The sequence below is a fragment of the Lactobacillus sp. UCMA15818 genome, assembly GCF_030400225.1.
GTDB lineage: Bacteria > Bacillota > Bacilli > Lactobacillales > Lactobacillaceae > Liquorilactobacillus.
In genome coordinates this window covers 1-5,282 of sequence record NZ_VJYB01000029.1, presented here as the reverse complement: position 1 = coordinate 5,282, position 5,282 = coordinate 1, and the positions used below count along the sequence as shown (strand labels likewise).

Below are 5,282 nucleotides of genomic sequence, written 5' to 3'. Positions count from 1 at the left end.
ATGAAGGTTAATTCCCGTGTGGTAAGATGTTTATAGGTCATTTGTGGTTACCTCTCTTTTGATTAGGGATATTCAAAAGTCTACCACAAATGGCTTTTTTATTTCTAACTTAATTTTACAAACGACGAGTATAAAAAAATTAGGCAAAAATTAAATTTTTACCCAACTTTTTCCCATTTTTTATGTCTTTCATTCAATTACTAGGTATGTTGAAATAAACATATATAGAAAATACTTTTTTTATAAATTTGCTTAACTCAATCAAAAACAATTTTTAATAATATCAATAGAGAATTTTTTCCAAAAAAATCACCCAATTGTTACTTTACTCATAAATTCATTTAATTCATTCAAATTAGGCAAACCTTCATTATCACCAAGATTTTCCATTTGAATTGCTCCAACCGCACTCCCTCGTCGTAAACAATCTCTATCGCTTAAATTCTCTAGTTTTGCTGAAAGTACTCCTGCAACAAATCCATCTCCTGCTCCAACACGATCAACAATTTTTGAAACTTTGATTGCCCCAACTCGCTCAGTTCGATAATTTCCACTTAACTGTCGGTGTTTACTATATGCACCATCATCCACTAGATTAACAATTACTTGTTGGACATGACTCTTTGGATCTTCCAAATAATAATTGGCAATCTCTTCAACTGCTGTTTTTCCAGTTAAAATTCGGCCTTCTTTAATGTTTGGCAGCACTACATCACATAAGTTAGCGATTTCATTAGTTCGTTTAATCATTAGGCCTTCGGAATTCCAAATTGTTGGACGCAGATTTGGATCAAAAGTGATTTGAACATCATGTTTACGTGCCAATTCAATCAGCTTTAACGTAGCCTGATAACCCTCATCGCTTAACCCGACCAAGATTCCGCCTAAGTGTAAAATCTTAGTGTCAGCAAAGTCTGTAAAAGCTAACTTTTTTGGATCAATATGTGAAGCAGCACTTTCTTTACGATAATAATCAGTCTCTGGACGACCATTATCAGCCAAGTTTTTCAACATGAACCCAGTTTTCCAATCTGCACTAATTTGTAAATCAGTTAAATTTACTTTCTCATTTTGCAGCAATTCTTTAATTTGTTCACCAAATGTATCTTTGCCAATTTGTGAAATAAATTTGACTGTGTGATTTAGTCGAGCAACTCCAATTGCAACATTTAAATCAGCTCCTGCAATTCGACTAGTAAAATGCTTTACATTTTTCAAAGGACCTTTGTCTTGAGCAATAAATAATCCCATTGGTTCACCAGCAGTAATTAATTCTCCCACCATTTATCCCTCCTTTAAATTTGTGCCAAAAATAATCTCATATTGCATTAATTTGCTTTGAGCAGGTTTTAAAAATAGATTGCCATCTTTTTTCATCCAGTCAACTGGTTCACCATATACATCTGGTAGCCCATTAAAAGGTTCAATACATAAAAATGGTAATGGTTGATCTTCCTTAGTCCATAAGCAAACATTGTTAAAATCACCTAATCTCAGTGAAATACTGTTGTTTGATATATCCGATACAAGTTTAACTTCTGTAATATCTCTATTAGCAATTACTCGCAATCCATTTGCAAATAACTGTCGCGATAATTTAAGTTGATGTTTCTGTTTCATTGGTAGCAACTCTATTTTCCCAGTTCGATATGGAAATGGCTTCATAACAATTTCATAAGCCTGTAGCTTGTCCTTGTTACCAACAAACTCTAGATGATAATCTTCAAAGGATTCTTTTGCATCTGCAATTGGGATATTAAACGCTGGATGAGACCCTAAGGCAAAAGGCATTGTCTTTGAACTAAGATTAGTCACCTTAAAACTGACGGAAAGTCCAGTACTAAGTAATTGATATCTTATTTTTAGTGAAAAGGAAAAGGGATACATCAATTGAGTTGTTGCATTGTTTCTGAGCTCAAAGGTAACAGCACTATCATTCTTTTGAGTTACTTCAAATTTCTCATCGGAACCAAAACCGTGTTGCGGCATATTGAACGCTTGACCATTGAACAGATAACTGTCCTTGTTTGAGCGACCAATCGCTGGAAATAATAGTGGGGCATGTTTTGGCCATTCTTGACCGTTCCAAAGATAGTCCAAACCGTTTCTCTTGTCGATAATATTAATTAATTGCCCGCCTTTTTGATCAATATTTACTTTATAATGATTGTTTTCAATAGTTATCACTTTCATCACCTCTAAATTTCAGGTTCATTTGGCCAAAGCTTTTCATATGGATGGCCTGTCAAATCTTCAACTACAGCCTTAGTTTCAGGAGTAACATCATTCTTACTACCACCATTTTCCAGCCGTTCAATCTCATCTTTTAAAACTGCGTGAGTTTGTTTGTTTAATTTAAATTTAGTTGCTAAAATCAATGCCCATAAAATTAAAATGATTGGTCCAACAAAGAAAATAGCTGTAATCCCAGCTTGTATTCCATGGGGTGTTGATCCAAATACAAGCATTGTTTTAGAATTAAAACCTATCTCTGCTAATAAAATTCCTGCAATCCATGAGGCCACAGCTCCAGTTGACTTTCTAAAGAACGTCATCACTGCCGCATAAATTCCTGCACGATCACCACGTGTCATAATGCGATCAACATCAGGAATAAACGGAAAAACATTCCAAGGTGTAAACTCCAAAATTCCACGAGCTAATTGATAAAATATCGAAATAATAACTAGAATCATTACCGGATTTTTAATATTTAATATCCAGGTTAACGCGTAGCCTATCATGGTAACAAGAATCATAATATAACTTAAAGAGTACAAAAAACGAGGACCATGCGTGATCATTAACTTAGCAGCCACTAGTGTTGAAAGAATCCCAAAAACAGATAATGCTTGCAAAGTCCAGGGCAAGTCACCACTAACTCCTTGAAATGTACAAACAATGAAGGTTGGTAATAATGTTGAATAAAAGTCTTTTCCTGTAAATGAGAGCAAATAGATAGCAAGATGTTTCCTAAATGCTTTATTTCTAAAGGTTGAGAAATAGTCTTTAACTGTCTTAATCATAAATTCACTAATAGTCAACTTAGGTCGACTTTCTAATTCTTTTATAAACTCTGCTGTTAGTGGTCTTTCCCAAGTACTGCGATAAGAAATAAAGATGGCTAGGACAAAAATTATTGTCCAAATTATTCCCGTAATTAAATATGCATTGGGATTATTAGTATGTTTTAATGCAGCTAATACTAAAAATACAATTGCTGTCCCAGTAGCAGAAATGAACATTCTTGATCCGGATAAAACTGTTCTTAAACTGTAATCTGTTGTCATTTCAGTTGGTAAAGTCTCCCAGGGAATCAAGATCATTGCAATAATCAGTTCAATAGCAATGTAAACAATTAAGTAATAAATCCAGTTCGTTGCTCTTACCCAAAATAATGGAAAGGCAACCATGAACAAAATTCCACCCAGCAAAATAAAGAAATGCCTTCTACCAAATTTTCTTCCTAACTTTGTTCGATAAAAACCATCAGTAATTGCACCAAAAAACAAAGAAAACAGCGCATCAAAGATTCTTCCAATCCCGGTAATTGCGCCTGCTAATGCAGGACTAATCCCCTGACTCATGACAAACACAAAGATTACACCCGAAACAATATTATTCCAACCACCACCCATTAAATCAGTTAAGCCAAAGCCCACACCACGTGTTACTGTAATTTTTTTTGGAGTATATACCCAACTACTTTTCTTTTCCATTTCTTCTTCTCTCCTTCCTAATCAAGGAATCCAAAGTAACTATTAGCGTTGTTGTAGGAAATATCAGATACAATTTTGCCTAAATACTCATAGTCATCGACTACCTGGCCTCTTTCAACCCATTTTCCAATCAATTCACATAAAACTCTTCTGAAATATTCATGACGTGGATAAGATAAAAAGCTCCGAGAATCAGTTAGCATCCCAACAAAATTAGCCAGCAAACTTTGTTGGGCCATAACTGTTAATTGTTCGTTCATTCCTTCACGAGTATCGTTAAACCACCATGCACAACCTAATTGTAGTTTTTGTACTCCTTCACCTTGAAAACTCTGCATGCCAGTTGCTAATTCCATCCAATCATTAGGATTTGTGGAGTAAAGCATTGTTTTAGGCAGTTTTTCTCCTGCATCTGCAAATAATGACATTATTTCTCCAGCAATTCCACTTTGTGAACCCATTGAATCAAATCCTGTATCCGCACCAAGACGTTTAGCCATCTTCTTATTAGCATTTCGTAAAACATTAATGTGATACTGCATAGTCCATCCATATTTCTTATTCAAAACCATCAATGCTTCTAGCAACATTGATTGATAGCCGTTTATCTCATGTTCAGTTAAATGCTGGTTATCAGTTTTTGCCTGCTCAATAATTTTATCTACCTCTACAGTAGAAATTTGTTCAAAATGATACGTATTTAACCCATGATCGGATAATCGACAGCCTAATGAATTAAAATATTCGAAACGCTGACCCATCGCATTAATTAAAGATGGGAAATCTGTAATTTCAATACCTGAAGCCCCCTCTAATTTCTTCAGATACTCACCATAGTTACCTTGATTAATTCTGATTAAGTTATCTGGTCGCATTGCTGGTAGAACTTTAAAGCCATTCACTTTTTCGTCTTGTGCCAGTAATTTATGATATTTTAAATCCGAGCTAGGGTCATCAGTTGTACAGAGGATCTTCACATTCGCATTTTTAATAAGATTTCGTGGCTTAAATTCATCTTTTTGTAGTAATCCATTAACTTTTTCCCAAATTTCTGGAACATTTTTTTCAGTGAATGGTTTATTGATACCAAAAAATCTTTTAAGTTCTAGATTTGTCCATTCATATAAAGGGTTTCCGATTGCCTTTTCAATTGTCTTAGCCCATTCAACTAATTTTTGATACTCATCTCCATTACCTGTAATTAAATCTTCTTTCACACCGTTTGCGCGTTCAAGGCGCCACTTATAATGATCACCAAATATTCCGTCATTAAGCCACATTCTTGTCAAATTAGGATAATTTTTATTTTCATAAATGTCCTTTGGATCAAGATGGCAATGATAATCAATAATTGGCATCTTCTCGGCATATTTGTGATATAAAATTTTTGCTGCATCTGTAGTTAATAAAAAATCATTATTTAAAAAAGACATTGTTGAAGTGAACCCTTAAAATTGGACATATGATTTATGCTACTTTCTGAACGGCGAGTTCCCGGTACTTTACCGGTGACTTACCGTTCAGTTTTGTTTTAATACGACGTTTATTGTAAAAATCAATCCA

The 5,282-nt window shown here is 34.4% G+C and carries 5 protein-coding genes; all 5 read right to left on the bottom strand.

All coding sequences use genetic code 11. The features are described from left to right. Positions 1 to 309 precede the first annotated feature (309 nt). The 5 genes from FFX44_RS12490 to FFX44_RS12685 are packed head-to-tail and all read right to left on the bottom strand — an operon-like array spanning position 310 to position 5,279. Positions 310 to 1,284: a sugar kinase gene (locus tag FFX44_RS12490; RefSeq protein ID WP_289981732.1), complete on the bottom strand. Its 975-nt coding sequence runs from the start codon at positions 1,282 to 1,284 to the stop codon at positions 310 to 312. Further along, positions 1,285 to 2,187 (bottom strand): aldose 1-epimerase family protein, encoded by a 903-nt coding sequence (locus FFX44_RS12485; RefSeq protein WP_289981730.1) that lies wholly within the window; start codon positions 2,185 to 2,187, stop codon positions 1,285 to 1,287. 11 nt (positions 2,188 to 2,198) lie between these two features. Continuing rightward, on the bottom strand, positions 2,199 to 3,719 hold the full coding sequence (locus FFX44_RS12480; RefSeq protein WP_289981727.1) for an MFS transporter: 1,521 nt from the start codon (positions 3,717 to 3,719) through the stop codon (positions 2,199 to 2,201). 17 nt (positions 3,720 to 3,736) lie between these two features. Beyond that, positions 3,737 to 5,152: a glucuronate isomerase gene (gene uxaC, locus FFX44_RS12475; RefSeq protein WP_289981724.1), complete on the bottom strand. Its 1,416-nt coding sequence runs from the start codon at positions 5,150 to 5,152 to the stop codon at positions 3,737 to 3,739. A gap of 34 nt (positions 5,153 to 5,186) precedes the next feature. Next, a complete protein-coding gene (locus FFX44_RS12685) occupies positions 5,187 to 5,279 on the bottom strand; it encodes an IS3 family transposase (protein WP_354669255.1) in 93 nt (30 codons plus the stop codon). Positions 5,280 to 5,282 lie beyond the last annotated feature (3 nt).